The following is a 19,866-nucleotide window of genomic DNA, read 5'->3' on the forward strand; positions in this document are numbered from 1 at the left end:
GGGCGACGGGCCGCGAGGCACGGTCGGGGCGACCCGGCGGGAGGAGCGCGGACGATGGCGGCGAACCGTGGCGAGACCCCGGACGTGCTGGTCGTGGGCGCGGGGCTGGCGGGCCTGGCCTGCGCCCGGGACCTGCTGTCCCAGGGCCTGTCCGTGGAGGTGCTGGAGGCCTCCGACGGGGTGGGCGGGCGGATGCGCACCGACCGGTACGAGGGGTTCCTCATCGACCGCGGCTTCCAGGTCTTCAACACCGCCTACCCGCAGGTCAAACGCCGGCTGACGCTGCGGGACCTGCGGCTGCGGCCGTTCACGCCGGGTGTGCTGGCCCACACCGAACGCGGCGTCTTCCGCTTCGTGGACCCCTCGCGCCGCCCGCGGGAGAGCGGTGACCTGCGTCCCGGCCGGCTCGCCGGCACCCGGGACCTGTTCTGCCTGGCCGCGCTCTGCGGACGCGACATGCTCGCCCCGGCCCGGCTGCTCAAGCGGGGTGCGGACCACACCACCCGCACCGAGCTGGCGGCGGCGGGCATCTCCGACGACCTCGTGGAGTCCTTCTTCCGGCCCTTCCTGTCCGGGGTGTTCCTGGAGGACGAGCTGGAGACCTCGGGCCGCTTCTTCCACCTGGTGTGGCGCTCGATGCTGCGCGGCACTCTCTGCCTTCCGGCCGGGGGCGTCGGTGCCGTACCGGCGCAGCTCGCCGAGGGGCTGCCGGTCCGCCTGGACACCCCGGTGCGCAGGCTCACCGACGACGGCGTACTGCTGGCCGACGGCGGCGAGCGGGCCGCCCGGGCCGTCGTCGTCGCCACCCGGCCCGGGCCTGCCTCGGTCTGGCTGCCCGGTCTCGACGTCCCGCCCTACCGCACGGTGACCACCTACTACCACGTCACCGAGACCCCGCCGTTGCGGGAGCCGACGCTGCTCGTCGACTCCCGCCGCCGCTTCCTCAACACCTGCGTGCTCAGCGAGGTGGTGCCCGGCTACGCGCCCCGCGGCCTGTCACTGGTGGCCACCTCGGTGCTCGGCGAGGACGGCACCGCCCGGGAGGCGGCTCTCCGGTCGGCCCTCGGCGAGGTCTACGGCACCGACACGCTCGGCTGGGACCTGCTGACCACGTGGACGGTGCACGACGCGCTGCCCGTCATGACCCCGCCGCAGCCGCTGAGCCGCACCTCCCGCGTCTCACCCGGCCGTTACGTGTGCGGCGACCACCGCGCGACGGGCTCGGTGCAGGGCGCGCTGGCCTCCGGGACCCGGGCGGCCCGGGAGGTGCTGCGCGACCTGCGGCGGTGAGGTGACGCGGGGCGCGGTGGACGGCCGGTGTCAGTGGCCGGCCCTAGCGTTGCGGCATGGACGAACTCTCCCCGGCTCCAGCCTGGTTGCTGACCGCGATGACGGGCGGTGGCACGGTCGATGCGCTGCCGGCGGCACGGGAGGCGGCGTGTGCGGCACTCACCCCCGCCGAGCACGGCGCCCTGCTCCCGGTGGCCCTGCGCACCCTGACCGGTGCACCCCGCACGGACCGGGACCTCGTCGTCTGGTACACGGCGCCGGCGCGGCTGGTGGCCCGCCAGGTGACGGACATACCGACGCAGCCGTGGTTCGACGCCGCTTCCCTGGCCGAGCTGTTCACGGCGCTGGCGGAGCGCGGCGACCCCAAGGGCCTCTGGTGGGCGGCGGCCGCCCTCGCGCGGAGCGAGGAGCGGGCACCGCAGGCGGTGGCGCCACCCGGCCTGGTACGGGACGCGGGCGTGCTGGTGCGTGCGGCGCTCGCCACCGGTGCTGAGCACCTCGCCCCGGCGTTCGCCGTGGCGGCCGTCGCCGGTGGTGGTGCCGAGGCCGAACTGGTCGGCCGGTTGCGGGACCGCCGCCCCACCGCACAGGGGTGGGAGGAGGCCCTGGCCCTGCTGCTCGCCCTCGGCCCCGCGGAGCGTGCCGTGCTCGCCGAGCAGCGCCGGGCCGCGTTCCGCCACACCCCCTGGCCGCCGCTCCGGGCCCCCGGGCCGCAACCCGGCCGGTGGAGCCACCCGCGGCTGGCGAGGGCCCTGTTGACCGCCGCCGCGGAACGGCTGCGTGCCCTCCACGCCGGGGAGGTGCCCTACGTCTCCGACCGGGCGCTGACCGCGGAGGAAGTGGTGTGGGTGGGGTGGGCCGTGCGCTGCGCGCTGCGGGACGGGCAGCCGTGGGCCGGGGAGCTGCTGGCCTCGGTACTGCCGCGGCTGGTGGTCGCGCCTACGCGGGCCCGTACCGCGCCCTCGCAGAGCGGGGCCGTCGCGCTGGCCCAGGCGGTCGAGGCGCATCCCGGGCCGGAGGCCGTCGCCGCGCTGCGGGAGGCGGTGGACGTGGTGCGCCACGCCGGCCTCGCCAAGAAGCTCGCCGGCACCCTGCGGCGGGCGGAGCGCGCCCTGGGGCACAAGCCTGCCCGCCGGACCGCCGCGACGCCCACCTGACGGAGGGCCGCAGCCCGTCACGGCGGCGCGTCCCCGCGGGCCCGCTCCTGTTCCAGCAGTTCCTCCAGGTCGGAGAGGCGGTCCAGGCCGTGCACGGCGCGGGCGGTGCGCGGGTTGTGGGCCAGGGCGGAGCGGTGCCGGTCCATGAAGGCCCAGTAGCCCGCGGTGTAGGGACAGCCGCGGGGTCCGACGCGTGTCCCGGGGCGGTACGCGCAGCCGCCGCACAGGTCGCTCATGCGGTCGATGTAGGCCCCGCCGGAGGTGTAGGGCTTGGTGGTCATCCGGCCCCCGTCGGCGTACTGGGACATCCCGACGACGTTGGTGAGCATGACCCAGTCGTAGCCGTCGACGAAGCAGCGGTGGAACCAGTCGGTGAGGGCCGCCGGGTCCCAGCCGCGTTGCAGGGCGTAGGAGCCGAGGACCATCAGGCGGGGGATGTGGTGGGTCCACCCGGTGTCGCGGACCTGGGCCAGGACGGTGCGCAGGCAGTGCGCGGTGACGGCGTCGGCGTCCAGTTCCAGCCACCAGTCGGGCAGCGCGCGCCGGTGCCCCAGGGCGTTGCGGTGGCGGTAGTCCTCGCCGAAGTGCCAGTACAGCTGCCACATGTACTCGCGCCAGCCCGCAACCTGACGGATGTAGCCCTCGACGCTGCGCAGCGGGGCCTTCCCCTCGCGCCACGCCTTCTCGGCGCGTTCGACGCACTCGGCGGGGTCGAGCAGGCCGAGGTTGAGGGAGGAGGAGAGGACGCTGTGGCTCATGACGGGGTCGTCGGTGAGCATGGCGTCCTCGTAGGGGCCGAACGCGGGCAGCCGGTGGCTGACGAAGCGCCGCAGGGCGGCCAGCGCCTCGCGGCGGGTGGCGGGCAGGCGGCGGGGGCCGTCCCGGCCGACGAAGGAGACCTCCCCGGCGCGCTCCCAGCGGTCGAGGTCGTGGCGGACCTCGGCGTCGATCTCGTCCTCGCGGGGCCGGTAGGGGGCGGGGGCGTCGAGGGTGCGGGCGTCGCGGGGCGGGGGTTCGCGGTTGTCGTGGTCGTAGTTCCACTGTCCGCCGGCCGGCTGGTCGCCGTCCATGAGGAGGTCGTGGTCGCGGCGCACCCACCGGTAGAAGTCCTCCTGGCGCAGGTGCTCGCCGCCCCGGCCGCCCTTGCCGCGCCCCTTGCCGCCGCCGTGGTCGGCGACCCACCGGCCGAACGCCTCGTGAGGGACGAGGAAGCCCCGCGCGGGCAGCACGGTGACGTTGTCCAGGGACTCGGTGAGGGCGAGGGCGGCGCGGGAGGTGGGGTGGTGGACGGTGGTCGCGCTGCCTCCGACGGCCTTGTGCAGGCCCTCCCGGTAGGTCTCGGCGCGGACGTAGGTGACGCGGTCGCCGAGTTCGGCGGCGCGGTGGCGCATGGCGGAGAGCAGCAGGTGGGCCTTGGCGCGGTGGAAGCGGCGGCGCCGCAGGACGGCGCGGGACTCGATCATCACCAGGGGTGCGTCGCGGTCCGGGGCGCCCTCGCCGCGGGGGCGGGCGAAGTGCGGGCCGAGCTGGTCTCCGAAGAGCCAGTGGGGTCGGGTCACGGGCGGAGGCGTCCTTCCGGTACGGCGAGCGGGGTCACTTGCCGCGGGCCCGGCGGAAGCGGTCCAGGCCGTCGCCGAGGTCCACGACCGGTTCGGGGTAGTCGTACCGTCGGCGTTCGGAGGGCTCCAGCTTCCAGGGCTCGTGGACGGCGGGGCCGGCCAGGTCCGCGAGTTCGGGCACCCAGCGGCGCACGTAGTCGCCGTCGTGGTCGTACTTCTTGGCCTGGACCACGGGGTTGAGGACCCGGTTGGGCCGGGTGTCGGTGCCGGTCCCGGCCATCCACTGCCAGTTCATCTGGTTGTTGGCGATGTCACCGTCGACGAGCAGGTCCAGGAAGTGGCGGGCGCCCACCCGCCAGTCGACGTACAGCGTCTTGGCGAGGAAGCTGCCGGCGAGCAGCCGGCCGCGGTTGTGCATCCAGCCCTCGTGGGCGAGTTGGCGCATCGCCGCGTCCACCACGGGGTAGCCGGTGCGTCCCTCGCGCCAGGCCGCGACCTCGCGCCGGGCGCCCTTCTCGGTGCGCCAGTGGTCGTGGTGGGTGCGGTAGTCCTCCCAGGACGTCTCCGGGCGTGCGGCGAGCACCTGGTGGTGGAAGTCGCGCCAGGCCAGCTGGCGCACGAACGCCTCCGCGCCGGGTCCGCCCTTCTCCCGGGCGCGGTGGACGAGTTCGACCGGGGAGAGGGTGCCGAAGTGCAGGTGCGGGGAGAGGCGGGAGGTGGCGTCCCCGGCCAGGTCGTCGTGGCGCTCGGCGTAATCCTCCATCCCGGAGCGGCGCCACTGGCTGAAGCGGCTGCGGCCGGCGCTCTCCCCGCCCTCGGCCACGTCGGGGGAGACGCCATCGACGTCACGGCGGGCGGGCACCTTCTCCGAGCCCACGCCCTCGGGCACCGGGACGCGCCGGGGGGCTGCCAGGGGGCGGCGCAGCGACTCCTTCTCCCAGCGTCGGAAGTAGGGCGTGAAGACCGCCATGTGGTCGCCGCTGGCCGGCGTCACCTCGCCGGGCGGCACGGCGGTCACCACCGCGTCGTGGACGTCGAGCGTGCAGCCCACTCCCTCCAGTTCCCTGCGCAGCCGCTCCTCGCGCCGGTGGGCGTAGCCGCTGACGCCGCCCGCCAGGTGGACGGCCCTGGCGTCGGTCTCGGTGACGAGGCGGCAGACCTCGGTGACGACGTCGCCGGAGCGGACGACGAGCCGGCCGCCGCGTGTCCGCAGGCCCGCGTCGAGGTCGGTGAGGCAGTCGGCGAGGAAGGCGCGGCGGTTGGGGGAGGCGAAGCCGGTGCCGGTGATGGCCTCGTCGCGGACGAAGAGCGGTACGACGGTGTCGGCGGCGTCCAGCGCGGCGCGCAGCGGCGGGTTGTCGTGCAGGCGGAGGTTGGCGGTGAGGAGGACGACGGAGACGGTCATACGGCAGGTGTTCCCGGGGGGGTGGGGCGGACGGGGCGGGCGGGGTGGTCAGGGGCCGGCCGGCGGTGCGGGACCCGGCGCCGGACGCAGTGTCCCGCCGGTGCGTTCGCTCCGGGCGGCGGCGCGCGCGATGTTGCGGGCCATGCCGCCGAAGACGACGGCGTGGAAAGGCGACACGCTCCACCAGTAGGCCTGGCCGAGCAGCCCGTGCGGGTGGAAGACGGCGCGCTGGCGGTAGCGGGAGCGGCCCGGCCCGTCGTCGTCCACGCGCATCTCCAGCCAGCCCAGGCCCGGCATGCGCATCTCGGCTCGCAGGCGCAGCAGCCGGCCGCGTTCGATCTCCTCGACCCGCCAGAAGTCCAGGGAGTCGCCGGCCCGCAGGCGTTCGGGGTCGCGTCGGCCCCGGCGCAGGCCGACGCCGCCGACGAGCCGGTCCAGCCAGCCGCGCACCGCCCAGGCCAGCGGGAAGGAGTACCAGCCGTGGGAGCCGCCGATGCCCTCGACGACGCGCCACAGGGCCTCGCGGGAGGCGTCCACCGGCAGTTCCCGTTCGTCGGTGTAGAGGCTGCCGCCCGCCCAGTCGGGGTCGGTGGGCAGCGGGTCGCTGGGGGCGCCGGGGGGCGAGGCGGAGGACCAGCGGGTGGTGACCTGTGCCTCCTGCACGCGTCGCAGGGCCAGGGCGATCGCCTCGGTGAGGGGGACGGGCCGGCCGGGCGGGTCGGGCACGTACCGGGCGATGTCGTGTTCGCGGCAGACCACCTCGTGGCGGAGCGACTCCGTCAGCGGCCGGGCGATGGCGGCGGGCACCGGGGTGACCAGTCCGACCCAGTGGCTGGACAGGCCGGGGGTGAGGACGGGCACGGGCACGATGAGGCGGCGGGGCAGGGCGGCCACCTCGGCGTAGCAGCGCATCATGTCGCGGTAGGTGACGATGTCGGGTCCGCCCACGTCGAAGGTGCGGCTGACGTCCTCGGGCAGGGCGGCGGCGCCCACCAGGTAGCGCAGCACGTCCCGGACGCCGATGGGCTGGATGCGGGTGAAGACCCAGCTCGGCGTCACCATCACGGGCAGCCGTTCGGTGAGGTAGCGCAGCATCTCGAAGGAGGCCGAGCCGGAGCCGATGATGACGGCGGCCCGCAGTACCGCGGTGGGCACCCCGGAGTCCAGGAGGATGCGTCCGGTCTCGGCGCGGGAGCGCAGGTGCGGGGAGAGTTCGTGTTCGGGGACCTCGGGCGGGGTGAGGCCGCCGAGGTAGACCAGGCGGCGCAGGCCGGCCTCGCGGGCCTGCTCGGCGAAGGTCCGCGCGGCGAGGCGGTCGGTGGCCTCCCAGTCGCGTCCGGAGCCGATGGCGTGCACCAGGTAGTAGGCGACGTCGGCGCCGCGCAGGGCCTCGCGGACCGAGGGCCCGTCGGTGACGTCGCCCTTGACCACCTCCACCTGGTCGGCCCACGGGTGGTCGCGGAGCTTGCCGGGGGTGCGGGCCAGGCACCGCACCCGGTAGCCGGCCGCCAGCAGTTCGGGGACCAGCCTGCCACCGATGTAGCCGGTGGCGCCGGTCACCAGGCACAGCCGCTCCCGTCCACCGCCCTCGCCGCTCATCACCGTCTCCGTTCCGTGGGGAGGTCTGACGCCTACCCTTCACGTCCTGGGCCACTTCCGCGCGCCGGCGGCCTTCGGGGACGGGGTCGGCCGGGCGATAGGGTGAAACGGTGGCACGTGGCGAGGACAGTGCGACCGGGGACACACCGGGGCCGGACGTCTCGACGGCGTTGGCGGTGCAGTTGCGGCGTGCGGCCGGCGAGGTCGGCCGGGTGGTGCACGCCTTCGCGGCCACACAGGACCTTCATCCCACGGACGTCCAGGCGCTCGCGCTGGTCCTGGACTCCCCCGAGCCCCTGACGCCGGGACGGTTGCGGGAACGGCTGGGGCTGACGCCCGGCGCCGTCACCGCCTGCCTGGACCGGCTGGAGCGCGCCGGTCACCTGCGCCGCGTCCGGGACGCCGAGGACCGCCGGGTGGTCCGGCTGCACTACGAGGGTGGCGCGCGGGCGGTGGCCGCCGACTTCTTCCGTCCGGTGGCCGGGGCGTGCCGTGCCGCACAGGGCGGGTTCGACGAGGCGGAACTGGGCCTCGTGCTGCGGTTCCTGACCGCGGTGAACGAGGAGCTGCGGAAGGTACGGCCACCCGAACGGTGACGTGGCCGGGGATGGCCCGCGGGGCTCCGGGTAGCAGTTGTTTCGATCGTTGAAACAACTGTGCCGGCAGCCGTGGCCGCCGGCCCGCCGCTCCCGGGAGTGAGATGCCCACTCGACACCGCACGGTGCGCCGGCTGCTGCTGCCCGCCGCGCTCCTCCTCGTCTGGCTCGTCGTCGGCGGCACGCTCGGCCCCTTCGCGGGCCGGCTCAGCGAGGTGGCCACCAACGACCAGGCGGCCTTCCTGCCGCGCAGCGCGGAGTCCACCCGGGTGCTGGACGCCCAGGACGAGTTCCAGGAGCGGCGCACGCTGCCCGCCATCCTGGTGTGGACCGCCGGCGGCACCGTGGACCGTGGCCGCCGGCAGGCGGTCCGGCGGGCGGTGGCCGCCCTGGCTGACGACCCGGGGGTGGCGGGCCGGCCCTCCCCCGTGGTGCGCTCGGAGGACCACCGGGCCCTGCAGAGCGTCGTCCCCCTCCGCCCCGACCTCGGCACCCGGCTGCCGGACACCGTGGACCGGCTGCGCGGCGACGCCGCGGTGCCCGGGACCCGGGTGGAGGTGGCCGGGCCGGCCGCGAGCCAGGCCGACCTCGGCCGCGCGTTCAAGGGCATCGACGGCGTGCTGCTGGTCGTCGCGCTGGTCACCGTGCTGGTCATCCTGCTGCTGGTCTACCGCAGCGTCCTGCTCCCGGTGGTGGTGATCCTGGGGGCGGTGTTCGCGCTGGGGCTGGCGTGCGCGGTCGTCTACGCGCTGGCACGGCACGACGTGGTGCGGGTCGACGGCCAGGTGCAGGGCATCCTCTCGATCCTGGTGATCGGTGCGGCCACCGACTACGCCCTGCTGCTGACGGCTCGCTACCGGGAGGAGCTGGCGGAGCACACCGACCGCATCGCGGCGATGCGGTCGGCGCTGCGGCGCTCCTGGCAGGCCGTCACCGCCAGCGGTGCCACGGTGGCGCTGGGCCTGCTGGCGCTGCTGCTGAGCGACCTCACCAACAACCGGGCCCTCGGTCCCGTCGGCGCCATCGGCATCGTGTGCGCCCTGCTCAGCGCCCTCACCTTCCTGCCCGCGGTGCTCGTGCTGCTGGGGCGCGCCGCGTACTGGCCGAGGCGTCCCGGTCCCGGCGCGCGGCGGGGCGGCCCCGGTGTGTGGTCGCGGGTGGCGGCCTTCGTCGACCGCTTCCCGCGCCGGGTGTGGGGCGCGACGCTGGTGGTGCTCCTGGTGTGTGCGGGCTTCGCCTCGACCTTCGTCTCCCGGGGCGTGCCGCTGGATCAGCTCTTCGTCGGCGAGGCGCGGTCCGTGACGGCCCAGCACGTCCTCGCCGAGCACTTCCCCGGCGGCTCCGGCAACCCCGCGGTGGTCATCTGCGACGCCGACCGCGCCGAGGCCGTGCTGCATGCCGTCCGCGGCACCCACGGGGTGAGCGGGGCCGCTCCCGTGACCGCCTCCGGGCGGCCGGGTGGCGGGCCGCCGAAGGTGGTCGACGGGCGGGTGCGGATCGACGCGACCCTGTCCGACCCCTCCGACAGCGACGCCGCGAAGGACACCGTCACGCGGGTGCGGGCCGCGGTCGGGCGGGTGCCGGGGGCCGGCGCCCTGGTGGGCGGATACACCGCGCAGCAGTACGACACCCAGACCACCGCCGAACGCGACCGCGCGGTGATCGTGCCGGTCGTGCTCCTGGTCATCCTCGTGATCCTGGTGTTCCTGCTGCGCTGCCTGGTCGCGCCGGTGCTGCTGGTGGCGACGGTGGCACTGAGCTTCTTCGCCACCCTGGGAGTCGCCGCGCTCGTCTTCCGGCACCTGCTGGGCTTCGAGGCCAGCGACCCCTCGGTGCCCCTGTACGGCTTCGTCTTCCTCGTCGCGCTGGGCGTGGACTACAACATCTTCCTGGCCACCCGTGTCCGCGAGGAGACCGCCCGGGTCGGCCCCCGCCAGGGCGTGACGCGGGGGCTCACCGCCACCGGCGGCGTCATCACCTCCGCGGGCGTGGTCCTCGCCGCGACCTTCGCGGCCCTCTCGGTCATCCCCCTCGCCTTCATGGTGCAGATCGCCTTCATCGTGGCCTTCGGCGTGCTGCTGGACACGCTGGTGGTGCGCTCCCTGCTCGTCCCGGCGCTGCTGCGGGACCTGGGCCGGGCCGCCTGGTGGCCCGGGAGGCTGGGACGCGGGGAGCCGGAGCGGGCGGCCGGCGGCGGGTGAGGCGGGCCGGGGCGCGCCTCACCGGGGCGCGCGGGGTCCTCCGTTCGGCGGTCCTGCGGCCGCTGCTCGCCCGGTTGGCCTCCCCCGAGCGGGTGCCTGCCGGACGCGGCTGCGGGCGGTGGGGGCGGTGGCACTGGTGGAGTGAGGAGGTACGGGTCCGGCCCGGTGGGCGCCCACCGCGTCCCGGCGGGCCCCCGGCGGCGGAAGCGCGGTCGGCGGCCCCGGGCCGACGGACCTTCCAGGAGAGGAACCGCCATGTGCCGCACCGGAGGGGAACCGCCGCCCCGCGCCGCCACGGGCCCCGGGCACGACGCGCCCCCGAAGGGCCCGGCCCTCGCCGGCGGGCTCCTGGACGCCCTGGTACCGCCCGGCGGGACGGACGGGGCCCCGGGCGCGGCCCGGGCGCCCGGCGGCGGTGCCTTCGAGCACCTGGACGCGGCGGCCGTCGACACGGACGTGCCGGCCGCCGTCGGCACCGCCCTGGCGGAGGTGCTCCGCGACCGGCTGGCGGAGGCGGCCCGGCTGGACGAGGCGTTCGCCGAGGACCTCGCGACCCGCACCGCCCGGTTCACCGCCGGCGGCAAGCGGATGCGCTCCGGCTTCCTGTGGTGGGGCCTGCGCGCCTGCACGGCACCGGACGCCGCGGGCACCCGCACCGCGCTGCGGGTGGCGGCCGGCCTCGAACTCCTGCAGACCTGCGCGCTCGTCCACGACGACGTGATGGACGACTCGCCGCTGCGGCGGGGCGCACCCGCCCTGCACGTGGCGCTCGCCGACCGGTACGCGGGGGCGGTGCCCCGGCCGCGGGCGGCGGCGCTGGGCCGGGCCGCCGCCGTCCTCGCCGGGGACCTCGCCCTCGCCTGGGCAGACGACACCGTGGCCGAGGCGCTGGCGGGCCCGGACCTCGCCCCGGGCGTGCCGGCGGCCGTCGGCGCGGTGTGGCGGGCGATGCGCACCGAGATGGTGGCGGGACAGTACCTGGACCTGCACGGCCAGGTGGCCGGGGAGCGGACGCCGGCCCGGGCGCTGCGCACCGCCTACCTCAAGAGCGCCTCGTACTCCGTGGAGCGCCCGCTGGCCCTGGGGGCGGCGCTGGCCGGGGCGGACGAGCGCACCACCCGGGAGCTGTGCGCGGCGGGTTCGGCCGCCGGCATCGCCTTCCAGCTCCGCGACGACCTCGCCGGTGTCTTCGGCGACCCGGCGCACACCGGCAAGCGGGCCGGTGAGGACGTCCGCGCCGGCAAGGCGACCTCGCTGGTGGCCACGGCCCGCGCCCTGGCCCGGGAGCAGGGGCGGCAGGACACGCTCGCGGTGCTGGACCGGCGGCTCGGCGACCCGGACCTGTCCGACACCGAACTCGACCGGGTGCGGGAGGTGCTGGCGCGGGGCGGCGCCCGGGACGCGGTGGAGTCGGCGGTGGCGGACCTGGTGGCGCGGAGCCTGGCCGCCCTGGACCGGGCGGACGTCGACGCCCGGGCCCGGGAGCGGCTGCGCGCGATGGTGCACGCCGCGGCCGGAACGGCCGGGCCGGCCGCGGCCGGCGGGGCGGGCCCCCGATGAGGACGGTCGGCGGACGCACCGACCACGTCGTGGTCGTCGGGGCCGGCCTCGCCGGGTTGTCGGCCGCCCTGCACCTGCTGGGCGCGGGCCGGCGCGTGACACTCGTGGAGCGGGACGGCGGGTCCGGCGGCCGGGCCGGCCGGCTGGCACACGGCGGCTACCTCATGGACACCGGGCCGACCGTGCTGACCATGCCGGGCCTGGTCGAGGAGGCGTTCGCCGCGGTCGGGGAACGCCTTGACGACCGGCTGGACCTGATCGGGCTGCACCCGGCCTACCGGGCCAGGTTCGCGGGCGGCGACCACCTGGACGTCCACACCCGCCCCGAGGCGATGGAGGCGGAGGTGCGCCGGTTCGCCGGGGACCGGGAGGCGCTGGGCTACCGGCGGCTGCGGGCCTGGCTGGAACGGCTGTACGCGGTGCAGATGCGCAGCTTCATCGACGTCAACTTCGACAACCCGTGGCAGCTGCTCCAGCCGGACCTGGCGCGGCTGGCGGCGCTCGGCGGCTTCGCCCGGCTGGACGCGCGGGTGGGGCGGTTCCTGCGGGACGAGCGGCTGCGCCGGGTCTTCACCTTCCAGTCGCTCTACGCGGGGGTCCCGCCGGCCCGGGCGCTCGCCGCCTACGCCGTCATCGCCTACATGGACACCGTGGCCGGGGTGTACTTCCCGCGCGGCGGCATGCACGCCCTGCCGCAGGCGATGGCCGCGGCGGCGGCCCGGGCCGGCGCGGAGTTCCGCTACCACCACGAGGTGACGGGGCTGGAGCGGCGCGGGGAGCGGATCACCGCGGTCCTCACCGGCCCCGGGCGGGTGGCCTGCGACGCGGTGGTGCTCACCTGCGACCTGCCGGTCAGCTACCGGCTGCTGGGCGGGGCGCCGCGCCGGCCGGTGCGGTTGCGGCACTCGCCGTCGGCGGTGGTGCTGCACCTGGGCACCACCCGGACCTGGCCGCAGCTGGCCCACCACACGATCTCCTTCGGCGCGTCCTGGCGGGGCACCTTCCGCGAACTGACGCGCACCGGGCGGCTGATGAGTGACCCTTCGCTGCTGATCACCCGTCCCACCACGCACGATGCCGGCCTCGCGCCGCCCGGCCGCCACCTGCACTACGTCCTGGCTCCCTGCCCCAACACCGAGATCGGGCCGGGGCTGCGCGACTGGCAGGAGCTGGCGCCCGGCTACCGGGACGCGCTGCTGCGAGAGCTGGAGGGCCGTGGTCTGGCGGGGCTGGGGGCGGCGATCGAGGCGGAGTGCCTGGTGACACCGGTGGACTGGGCCGCGCAGGGGCACGCCGCGGGCACCCCGTTCTCGGCGGCGCACACCTTCGCGCAGACCGGCCCGTTCCGGCCCCGCAACCTGCCGCGGGGTGTCGCCAACGCGGTGCTCGCCGGGTGCGGCACCACCCCGGGCGTGGGGGTGCCCACGGTGCTGCTCTCGGGGAAGCTGGCCGCCGCCCGCGTCACCGGGCCCCGCCCCGCGCGCCCCGCCGTGGCCCTCCCGCGCCCCACCGTCCCGTCCCTGCCCCGGAAGGCCAGCGACGTTTGAACACCACCACGGACTTCAGGAGGCGGTCGGCCCCCACCGCGCCGCTGCCCACCGCCGTCCCCCCGGTGCCACCGCCGCCGCAGCCGGGGGCCGCGGCGGCGCGCGAGCTGGACGCGGCCGGCGTCACCGACCCCGGGCTGCGCGCCGCGTACGCGAGGTGCCGCGCCCTCAACGCCCGCCACGGCAGGACGTACTTCCTCGCCACCCGGCTGCTGCCGGCGGCGCGGCGGCCCGCCGTCCACGCCCTGTACGGCTTCGCGCGCTGGGCCGACGACATCGTCGACGACATGGCGGGCGGTGCCCGTCCCGCCGAGCGGGCGGCGGCGCTGACGGAGCTGGAGCGGCGGCTGCTGGCCGGGCTGGTGGCCCGCTCCTCGCCGGAACCGGTGGTGCGGGCCCTGGCCGACACCGCGGCCCGGTACGCCATCGACCACCGCCACTTCACCGACTTCATGGCGTCGATGCGCAGCGACCTGGTGGTCACCGACTACCCGACCTACCGGGACCTGTACGGCTACATGCACGGCTCGGCCGCGGTCATCGGGCTGCAGATGCTGCCGGTGCTGGGCACGGTCGTCCCCCGGGAGCGGGCCGCGCCGCACGCCGCGGCGCTCGGGGTGGCCTTCCAGCTCACCAACTTCCTGCGGGACGTGGGCGAGGACCTGGACCGCGGCCGGGTCTACCTGCCGGCCGACCTGCTCGCGGCGCACGGCGTGGACCGGGCGCTGCTGCGCTGGAGCCGCGACACCGGCCGGCGCGACCACCGGATCACGCGGGCGCTGCGGGCCGCGGCCGAGCTGACCCTCGGGGTGTACCGCGAGGCGGCGCCGGGCCTGCCGATGCTGGACCCGGTGGCGCGGCCCTGCATCCGTACCGCGTACGTCCTCTACGGCGGCATCCTCGACGCGGTCGCCGCCGACGGCTACGCGGTGCTGCACCGGCGCGCGGTGGTGCCGCGGCGGCGGCGGGCCGCGGTGGCGCTCGACGGGCTCGGCCGGGTGCTGGCGGCGCGGGTGCGGTGTGCGGCGCGCACAGGAGCCGCGGCCGGGCCGGCGGCCGTGGCCGGGGAGCAGCGGGAGGAGCGAAAGTGACACGGCGGCAGGACGAGGCGGCGGGACGGCGGGCGGGAGCGGCCGGGCGGGCGGGCCGGTACCCGTTGCGGCTGCGGCGGGACCCGGTGGCGTGGGCGGCGCAGCGGCCGACCTGGCGGGAGGCCAGGCCGTCGCTGATCGCGCAGGCGCTCAAGCGGGCGCAGGCGCGGCCCGGTGGCAACTGGTACGTGCTGGGCGCCTCCCGTCAGGTGCCGCCGGACGGGAGGCGTCCGTTCGGGCGGACGGTGGCCGGGGTGGAGGTGGTGGCCTGGCGCAACGCAGCCGGGCGGCTGGTGGCGGGGCCCGGGGCCTGCCCGCACCTGGGGGCGCCGCTGCGGGAGAGCCCGGTGCGCTGCGGGACGCTGGTGTGCCGGTGGCACGGGCTGGCGCTGGGGGGCGGCGCGTACACCGGCTGGGAGCCGTTCCCGGCGTACGACGACGGGCTCCTGGTGTGGGTGCGGCTGGACGCGGTGGGCGGTGAGGAGCCGACCGCGTGCCCGGTGCTGCCGGTGCGTCCGCCGGCCGCCGCCTCGCTGGCCGCGGTGTGGTCGGGGGTGGGGGTCTGCGAGCCGGAGGACGTGGTCGCCAACCGCCTGGACCCGTGGCACGGCGCGTGGTTCCACCCGTACTCGTTCGTGGACCTCACGGTGGTGAGCGCGCCCGAGGCGGCGGACGGGGCGGGTGGCGCGGCGGCCTCGTGCGACGCCTTCGTCCTCGACGTCTCCTTCAAGGTCGCCGGGCGGGCGGTGGTCCCGGTGCGGGCGGAGTTCACCGCGCCCGAGCCGCGGACGGTCGTCATGCACATCACGGCGGGTGAGGGCGTCGGCTCGGTCGTGGAGACGCACGCCACGCCACTGTCCCCGGACGCGGCGGGCCGCCCCCGGACGGCCGTGGTGGAGGCGGTGGTGGCCTGCTCGGACCGGCGCGGTTTCGCCGTGGCCCGCGCGGCGGCCCCGGCGCTGCGGCCGCTGGTGCGTGCGGCGGCGGGCCGGTTGTGGCGCGACGACCTGGCGTACGCCGAACGCCGCTGGCAGCTGCGGGCCTCGGGCCGCTTCCCCGGCTGAGGGGCTCCGGGTGGACGCAGGCTCCCGCTCCCGTCCACCCGGGGCCCCTCATTCCCGGGCCAGGCGGGCCAGTGCCCGCAGCGGCGCCGAGCGGCCCCGGTCCGGCACCGTCCACAGGGTCTGGCCGCGCACCCCCCACCGTTCCAGCAGGGCGTTGGCGGCGAGGAAGCCGCTGGTGGCGGCGCGTTCCATGAGGGCGACGGGCAGGCCGGTGCGGACCTGGTCGCCGGCGACGACCAGCGCCGGGTCGGGGGTGGTGACGGTGGGGCGGTCGGGGTAGCCGCCGACCGGGAAGTGCGGGCAGTCGGCGCGCCACTCGTGGCGGGCGTCGAGTACCCGGGCGTCCCGGCACTCGGGGTAGACGCGGTGGAGCTGGGTGAGGAGTTCGGCCTGTACCGCGGCCCGGTCGGCGGCGGGGTCCACGGCGTAGGCGTGCAGTTCCAGCACGGCGCCTTTGGTGCGCGCCGCCCAGCGGGCCGCCTCGCCCTCCCAGGCGGACAGGACGCTGACGTTGTCCAGCGGGCCGAAGCCGCCGGTCCCCAGGAAGCCGGGCCGTCCGGCGGCGACGGGCCGGTCCAGCCACAGGCGGGAGACGAGGAAGGGCGGGGCGGTCCGCAGCCGGGCCACCCGTGAGCGCCAGGCGGTGTCGGCCAGGTCGGGTGAGCGGGCCACGACCGTGCGCAGTCCCGCGGTGTCCAGGGCGAGGACGACCGCGTCGTGGTGGCCGGCGGTGCCCTCGGCTTCGACCGTCATGCCGCCGCCCGGCGCGGGAGCGACGCGGTCCACGGCCGTCCCCGTCCGCAGTTCGGTGCCGTGCGAGCGCAGGTAGCGGCCGAGCGGCTGCCACAGGGCCTGCGGGTAGGGCTCGTCGGGCACGTCGAAGAGGAGGCCCTCCGCGGAGCCCAGGAAGTAGATGTGGAACATCAGGGCCAGCTCGGCGGCGGAGAGTTCGGCCGGGTCGACGAAGAAGCTGCGGGAGAACACCTCGAAGGCGAGGTGGCGGGCGGCCCGGGGGAAGCGGATGCGCTCCAGGAAGTCGGTGGCGCTGACCTCGTCGAGCTGCCGGTGGATCTGCGGCACCCGCACGTCGAGCAGGGGCAGTGCGGCCCGCGGGTCCATGCCCAGCAGGTCGCGGGCGCCGAAGCTGGGGCTGAGGGCGACGAAGCCGGCGGCGCTGAGCGGCGGGGTGCGCGGGACGCGGGCGAAGGAGTCCTGTCCGCCGCCGCTGTGGCGCAGCGGGTAGTCGGCGAGCGGGGTGAGGCTGCGCAGGGCGGGGTCGACGCGGCGCAGCAGGCCGCGGAGGTTGTAGTACTGGCGGAAGAAGGCGTGGAAGCCGCGGCTCATGGTGGCGGCGGAGCCGTCGGCGAGCCGGGTGGCCCACCCGGCCAGCCGGCCGCCGAGCTGCTCCTCGCGCTCGAACAGCGTGACCCGTACGCCGCGTTCGGCCAGGCAGGTGGCGGCGGCCAGGCCCGCGATGCCGCCGCCGACGACGGCCACGGCTGGCGGGTCGGCGCCCTCGAAGCGGGGGCGGCCGGGGGCGGGGTGCAGGACGCGGGCGCGGCGGTCACGGCCGTGGCGGGGCGCTGCGGGACGGGGGACGCCCGCCCTCACACCGTCTCCCCGGGGCGGGGCGTGCGGGCGAGGAGGGTGTGCAGGACGCCGGTGGGCCAGCCCGGCATCGGCAGGGCCCGGACCCCGGTGAAGCCGGCGCACCGCAGCCGGCCGCGGAGGGTGCCGACGGTGTCGAAGTCGACGACGGAGCGCCGCAGATGGCGGTAGAGGTCGCGGTCGCCGGCGAGGGTGCCCGCCGGCTGGACGACGGCGCGGCACACCGCGGCCCACACCGCCCGGTGGGCCCGGCTGCCGCTGAGGGTGTACTCGTGGACGGCGAGCCGGCCGCCGGGGGCCAGCAGGTCGCGGACCTGGGCCAGGACGTGGTCGGGGTCGGTGACGTTGCGCAGCAGGTAGGCGGCGAACACGGCGTCGAAGGGGCCGGTGACGCCTGCTTCGGCGAGTGCTTCGGCGGGGGCCTGGCGGAAGGTGACCCGGTCGGGCCAGTCCTTGGCGGCGGCCCGTGCCAGCATCCCTGCGGAGGCGTCCACGGCGACGATCTCCGCCGCGGGGGCCGTGGCGAGCAGCGCGGCGGTGGAGGCGCCCGTTCCGCAGCCGAGGTCGAGCACCCGCAGGCCCGCCCCGCCGCCGGGCAGTTGCAGGCGGCGGGCGGAGCGCCGCAGGTGGGCGTGGTAGCCGGGGTTGAGGGCCACCAGCCGGTCGTAGCTGTCGGCGCCGCGGTCGAAGGCCGCGGCGAGGTCGTGGTCGCGCAGGAGCGTCGTCGTCATCGGTCACTTCCGGGTGGGGTGAGGGCCGCGGGCGGGCGGTGGGCCGGCGGGGGTGGCGCGGGCGCCGGGTGGGGCGGTGGCGGGGGCGGTGTCCGGCGGCGCAGCCAGGGCAGTTCGAGGGTGGTGCGCAGCATGGGCGCCACCGGGGTGCGCAGGCCGATGCGGAGGTCCTCGACGGGCCGGCTCTCCCCGTCGAGGAAGCGCAGCACCTGCTCGGTGGGGACCCGGTCGAAGAGGTCGCAGAAGAAGGCGGCCCCGTCCACCCTGCCCCGGTCCAGGGCGCGCAGCAGGACGGCGTCCATGGCGCGGGAGCGGGCGCGGTGGGGTGGCGGCGGATGGGGGGTGCGGCCGTGGTGGAGGAGGGCGGCGACGGCGCGCGACTGGCGCTGGACGGCGGCGAAGGTGTAGCCGGTGGCGGGCCGGGTGGCGCCGCCGGCGGTGCCGATGCGGAAGACGCGGGGGGCGGGGTTGCGGGGGAAGCGGGCGTCGGTCATCGGGATGACGCCGCCCTCGACGTGGCGGACCTCGTAGCCGCCCAGCCCCAGCACCCGGTGGAGGTGGTGGCGCAGGGCCGCGTCGTAGCCGGCGCCGGTCAGGGTGGTGGGGCCGAACTCGGTGTACTCCACGAGGGCTTCGCGGGTGTTGAGCGGCAGGACGTAGGCGAAGGACAGGCCGTGGGCGGGTTGCGGGGTGCGGAAGTCCATCAGGTCGGCGGTCCCGGGGTCGAAGGCCGGGTGCCGGGTGCGGACGAACCAGCCGCGGAAGTGCTGGAGGAGGGTGGTGCGGGCAGGCGGCAGGGTGGGTGGCGGGCGGGAGTCGAAGACCCAGCGGGCCCGGAGGGTGACGGGGCGTCCGCCGGCGTCGGTGCCGTGGACCTCGGCGTGTTCGCGGTGGCCGAGGACCGTCTCGACGGTGGCGGTCGTCCGCCGGAAGCCGGGGGTGCCCTCGATGCGAGCGGACACCTGCGCGGCGAAGTCGGTGGAGCGCAGCATCTTGTAGCGCAGGCCCGACGGTCGTCCCTCGACGGCGCGGCCGTCGGGACGGCGCAGCCGCAGCCGCTCCCAGGAGGCGGCCAGCACCGTGTCCCAGGGGCCGCCGGGCGCCTCCCAGTAGCACCAGGTGCGCTCCGGTGGGCGCAGCGGGCCGGGTGGCGCGTCGAGGAGGGCGACGGTGGGGCGCGGCAGCCCGGGGGGCGGGGCGGCGAGGTGGTGGGCGAGGGAGAGGCCGGCGGCGCCCGCGCCGACGATGACCACGTCCACGTCGCCGCGGGCGGTCCCGCGGGGGGTTCTGCGCACGTCGCGCACGGGCGGCTCCCTCGTCACGGCTGCGCCCCGCCGTCCGCGCGGCCCCGCCGCACCGGGGGTGGGGCCGGGGCGGGGCTGCTGCGGAGGGCGCGGGGCGGGCGCCGGTCCGGCGGCACGGGGGCGCGCCGGGTCCTCGGCCGCTCCAGCATCGCCTACCGCGGCGGCCGGTGACGGCAGGCGCCTGCGGGCCGGCCGCGTGTCGGGCGGACGCTGGGCCGGGCGGGTGCTGCGCGGGGCGGGTGCCGGAGGTGGCCGGTGCCCGGTTCGGCGGCGGGTGCGGGAGCCCCGGCCCGCGGCAGGCCCGGGGCCCGGGTCAGCGACGGTCGCGGGGGTGGACCCGGCGCCGGACGGGGGTTACGGGGCCGGTGTCGCTCTCGAAGAGTTCGGGGCTGCGGGCCCGGATGGTCTGGATGTCGTCGAAGACGCCCTGGAGGTGGGCGCGGAGGGTCTCCTCGGCGCGCGGGGCGTCCCGGTCGGCGAGGGCGTCGACGACCGCGGTGTGCTCGCCGGTCAGGTCCCGCAGCCGCTGCGGCAGCGGCAGGCTCAGCCGCCGGGCCCGGTCCAGGTGCGCCTTGGCGGTGGTGACGGTCCGCCACAGGGTGCGGTGGCCGCTGGCCTCCATGAGGGTGCGGTGGAACTCCTCGTCGAGTTCCCAGAACGCCTGGGCGTCGTCGTCGGCGCAGGCCGCGCGCTGCCGGGCGAGGTTGTCGCGGAGCGCGGCCAGGGCCGCGTCGTCGGCGCGCTCGACGGCCACCCGCAACGCGGCGACCTCGATGGCCTCGCGCACGAACTGGGACTCCAGGACGGCGGGGACGCTGATCCGGGAGACGAAGGAGCCGAGCTTGGGGAAGACCTCCACCAGCCCTTCCTCCGCCAGCAGTATCAGCGCCTCGCGCACCGGGGTGCGGCTGACGTCGAGGGCGGCGGCGAGTTCGTTCTCCGAGAGCGGGCTGCCCGGCGGCAGGCGCAGCGAGGTGATGCGGGCGCGCAGCTCGGTGTGGACGCGGGCGCGTCCGGACTGCCGGGGGGCGCCGGGTCCTGCGGGGTCGGCGCCGGGAGCGGGACCGTCGTCGCGACCCTGCGGCCGGCCGTCGTTCGTGGGCATGGGCACATCGTCTCACGCACCTCTGTTCACTTCCATACAAGGCTTGTAT

Annotated in this window: 15 protein-coding genes; 8 read left to right on the top strand and 7 right to left on the bottom strand. The window is 77.0% G+C overall.

Annotated elements, in window-relative coordinates:
* The first annotated feature begins 54 nt into the window (after positions 1 to 54).
* Together ACFV3R_RS12705 and ACFV3R_RS12710 are read left to right on the top strand one after the other, a co-directional pair.
* Positions 55 to 1,290: an NAD(P)/FAD-dependent oxidoreductase gene (locus tag ACFV3R_RS12705; RefSeq protein ID WP_385580068.1), complete on the top strand. Its 1,236-nt coding sequence runs from the start codon at positions 55 to 57 to the stop codon at positions 1,288 to 1,290.
* A gap of 56 nt (positions 1,291 to 1,346) precedes the next feature.
* Positions 1,347 to 2,447, top strand: coding sequence for a hypothetical protein (locus ACFV3R_RS12710; protein ID WP_385580070.1), 1,101 nt, complete (start codon positions 1,347 to 1,349; stop codon positions 2,445 to 2,447).
* A 17-nt stretch (positions 2,448 to 2,464) separates the two neighbouring features.
* On the opposite strand, the gene ACFV3R_RS12715 is transcribed toward ACFV3R_RS12710, so the two are convergent.
* From ACFV3R_RS12715 to ACFV3R_RS12725, 3 genes are read right to left on the bottom strand one after another with little or no spacing between them, the layout of a single operon-like run.
* On the bottom strand, positions 2,465 to 4,006 hold the full coding sequence (locus ACFV3R_RS12715) for a cryptochrome/photolyase family protein (RefSeq protein WP_385580075.1): 1,542 nt from the start codon (positions 4,004 to 4,006) through the stop codon (positions 2,465 to 2,467).
* A gap of 34 nt (positions 4,007 to 4,040) precedes the next feature.
* Positions 4,041 to 5,411, bottom strand: coding sequence for a cryptochrome/photolyase family protein (locus ACFV3R_RS12720; RefSeq protein WP_385580078.1), 1,371 nt, complete (start codon positions 5,409 to 5,411; stop codon positions 4,041 to 4,043).
* A gap of 48 nt (positions 5,412 to 5,459) precedes the next feature.
* Positions 5,460 to 7,010 carry an SDR family oxidoreductase gene (locus ACFV3R_RS12725; protein WP_385580081.1) on the bottom strand — a complete coding sequence of 517 codons (1,551 nt, stop codon included), beginning with the start codon at positions 7,008 to 7,010 and terminating at the stop codon, positions 5,460 to 5,462.
* 110 nt (positions 7,011 to 7,120) lie between these two features.
* On the opposite strand from ACFV3R_RS12725, the gene ACFV3R_RS12730 reads away from it, so the two are divergent.
* The 6 genes from ACFV3R_RS12730 (at position 7,121) to ACFV3R_RS12755 (ending at position 15,069) form a co-directional block, all read left to right on the top strand.
* Positions 7,121 to 7,606, top strand: a complete 486-nt coding sequence (locus tag ACFV3R_RS12730) for a MarR family winged helix-turn-helix transcriptional regulator (protein ID WP_385580085.1) — start codon at positions 7,121 to 7,123, stop codon at positions 7,604 to 7,606.
* A 104-nt stretch (positions 7,607 to 7,710) separates the two neighbouring features.
* Positions 7,711 to 9,807: an MMPL family transporter gene (locus tag ACFV3R_RS12735; protein ID WP_385580088.1), complete on the top strand. Its 2,097-nt coding sequence runs from the start codon at positions 7,711 to 7,713 to the stop codon at positions 9,805 to 9,807.
* A 255-nt stretch (positions 9,808 to 10,062) separates the two neighbouring features.
* The gene (locus ACFV3R_RS12740; protein ID WP_385580091.1) at positions 10,063 to 11,367 is read left to right on the top strand and encodes a polyprenyl synthetase family protein; all 1,305 of its coding nucleotides are present in this window, start codon (positions 10,063 to 10,065) and stop codon (positions 11,365 to 11,367) included.
* Entirely contained in the window at positions 11,364 to 12,914 is a 1,551-nt protein-coding gene (crtI, locus tag ACFV3R_RS12745) for a phytoene desaturase family protein (protein ID WP_385580094.1), read from the top strand. Before ACFV3R_RS12740 ends, crtI begins: the two co-directional genes overlap by 4 nt.
* A 65-nt stretch (positions 12,915 to 12,979) precedes the next feature.
* The gene (locus ACFV3R_RS12750) at positions 12,980 to 14,005 is read left to right on the top strand and encodes a phytoene/squalene synthase family protein (RefSeq protein WP_385580515.1); all 1,026 of its coding nucleotides are present in this window, start codon (positions 12,980 to 12,982) and stop codon (positions 14,003 to 14,005) included.
* Between the two features lie 65 nt (positions 14,006 to 14,070).
* Positions 14,071 to 15,069: a DUF5914 domain-containing protein gene (locus ACFV3R_RS12755; RefSeq protein ID WP_385580518.1), complete on the top strand. Its 999-nt coding sequence runs from the start codon at positions 14,071 to 14,073 to the stop codon at positions 15,067 to 15,069.
* A gap of 48 nt (positions 15,070 to 15,117) precedes the next feature.
* Here ACFV3R_RS12755 and ACFV3R_RS12760 read toward each other — a convergent pair whose 3' ends face one another.
* The 4 genes from ACFV3R_RS12760 to ACFV3R_RS12775 form a co-directional block, all read right to left on the bottom strand.
* Positions 15,118 to 16,680 carry an FAD-dependent oxidoreductase gene (locus ACFV3R_RS12760; RefSeq protein ID WP_385580097.1) on the bottom strand — a complete coding sequence of 521 codons (1,563 nt, stop codon included), beginning with the start codon at positions 16,678 to 16,680 and terminating at the stop codon, positions 15,118 to 15,120.
* Entirely contained in the window at positions 16,677 to 17,408 is a 732-nt protein-coding gene (locus ACFV3R_RS12765) for a class I SAM-dependent methyltransferase (RefSeq protein ID WP_385580101.1), read from the bottom strand. The genes ACFV3R_RS12760 and ACFV3R_RS12765 overlap by 4 nt, the downstream gene beginning before the upstream one ends.
* Positions 17,405 to 18,712, bottom strand: coding sequence for a lycopene cyclase family protein (locus ACFV3R_RS12770; RefSeq protein ID WP_385580104.1), 1,308 nt, complete (start codon positions 18,710 to 18,712; stop codon positions 17,405 to 17,407). Before ACFV3R_RS12770 ends, ACFV3R_RS12765 begins: the two co-directional genes overlap by 4 nt.
* Before the next feature lie 313 nt (positions 18,713 to 19,025).
* A complete protein-coding gene (locus ACFV3R_RS12775; protein WP_385580107.1) occupies positions 19,026 to 19,817 on the bottom strand; it encodes a GntR family transcriptional regulator in 792 nt (263 codons plus the stop codon).
* Positions 19,818 to 19,866: the final 49 nt, after the last annotated feature.

Source organism: Streptomyces sp. NPDC059740 (assembly GCF_042733155.1).
Taxonomy (GTDB): domain Bacteria; phylum Actinomycetota; class Actinomycetes; order Streptomycetales; family Streptomycetaceae; genus Streptomyces.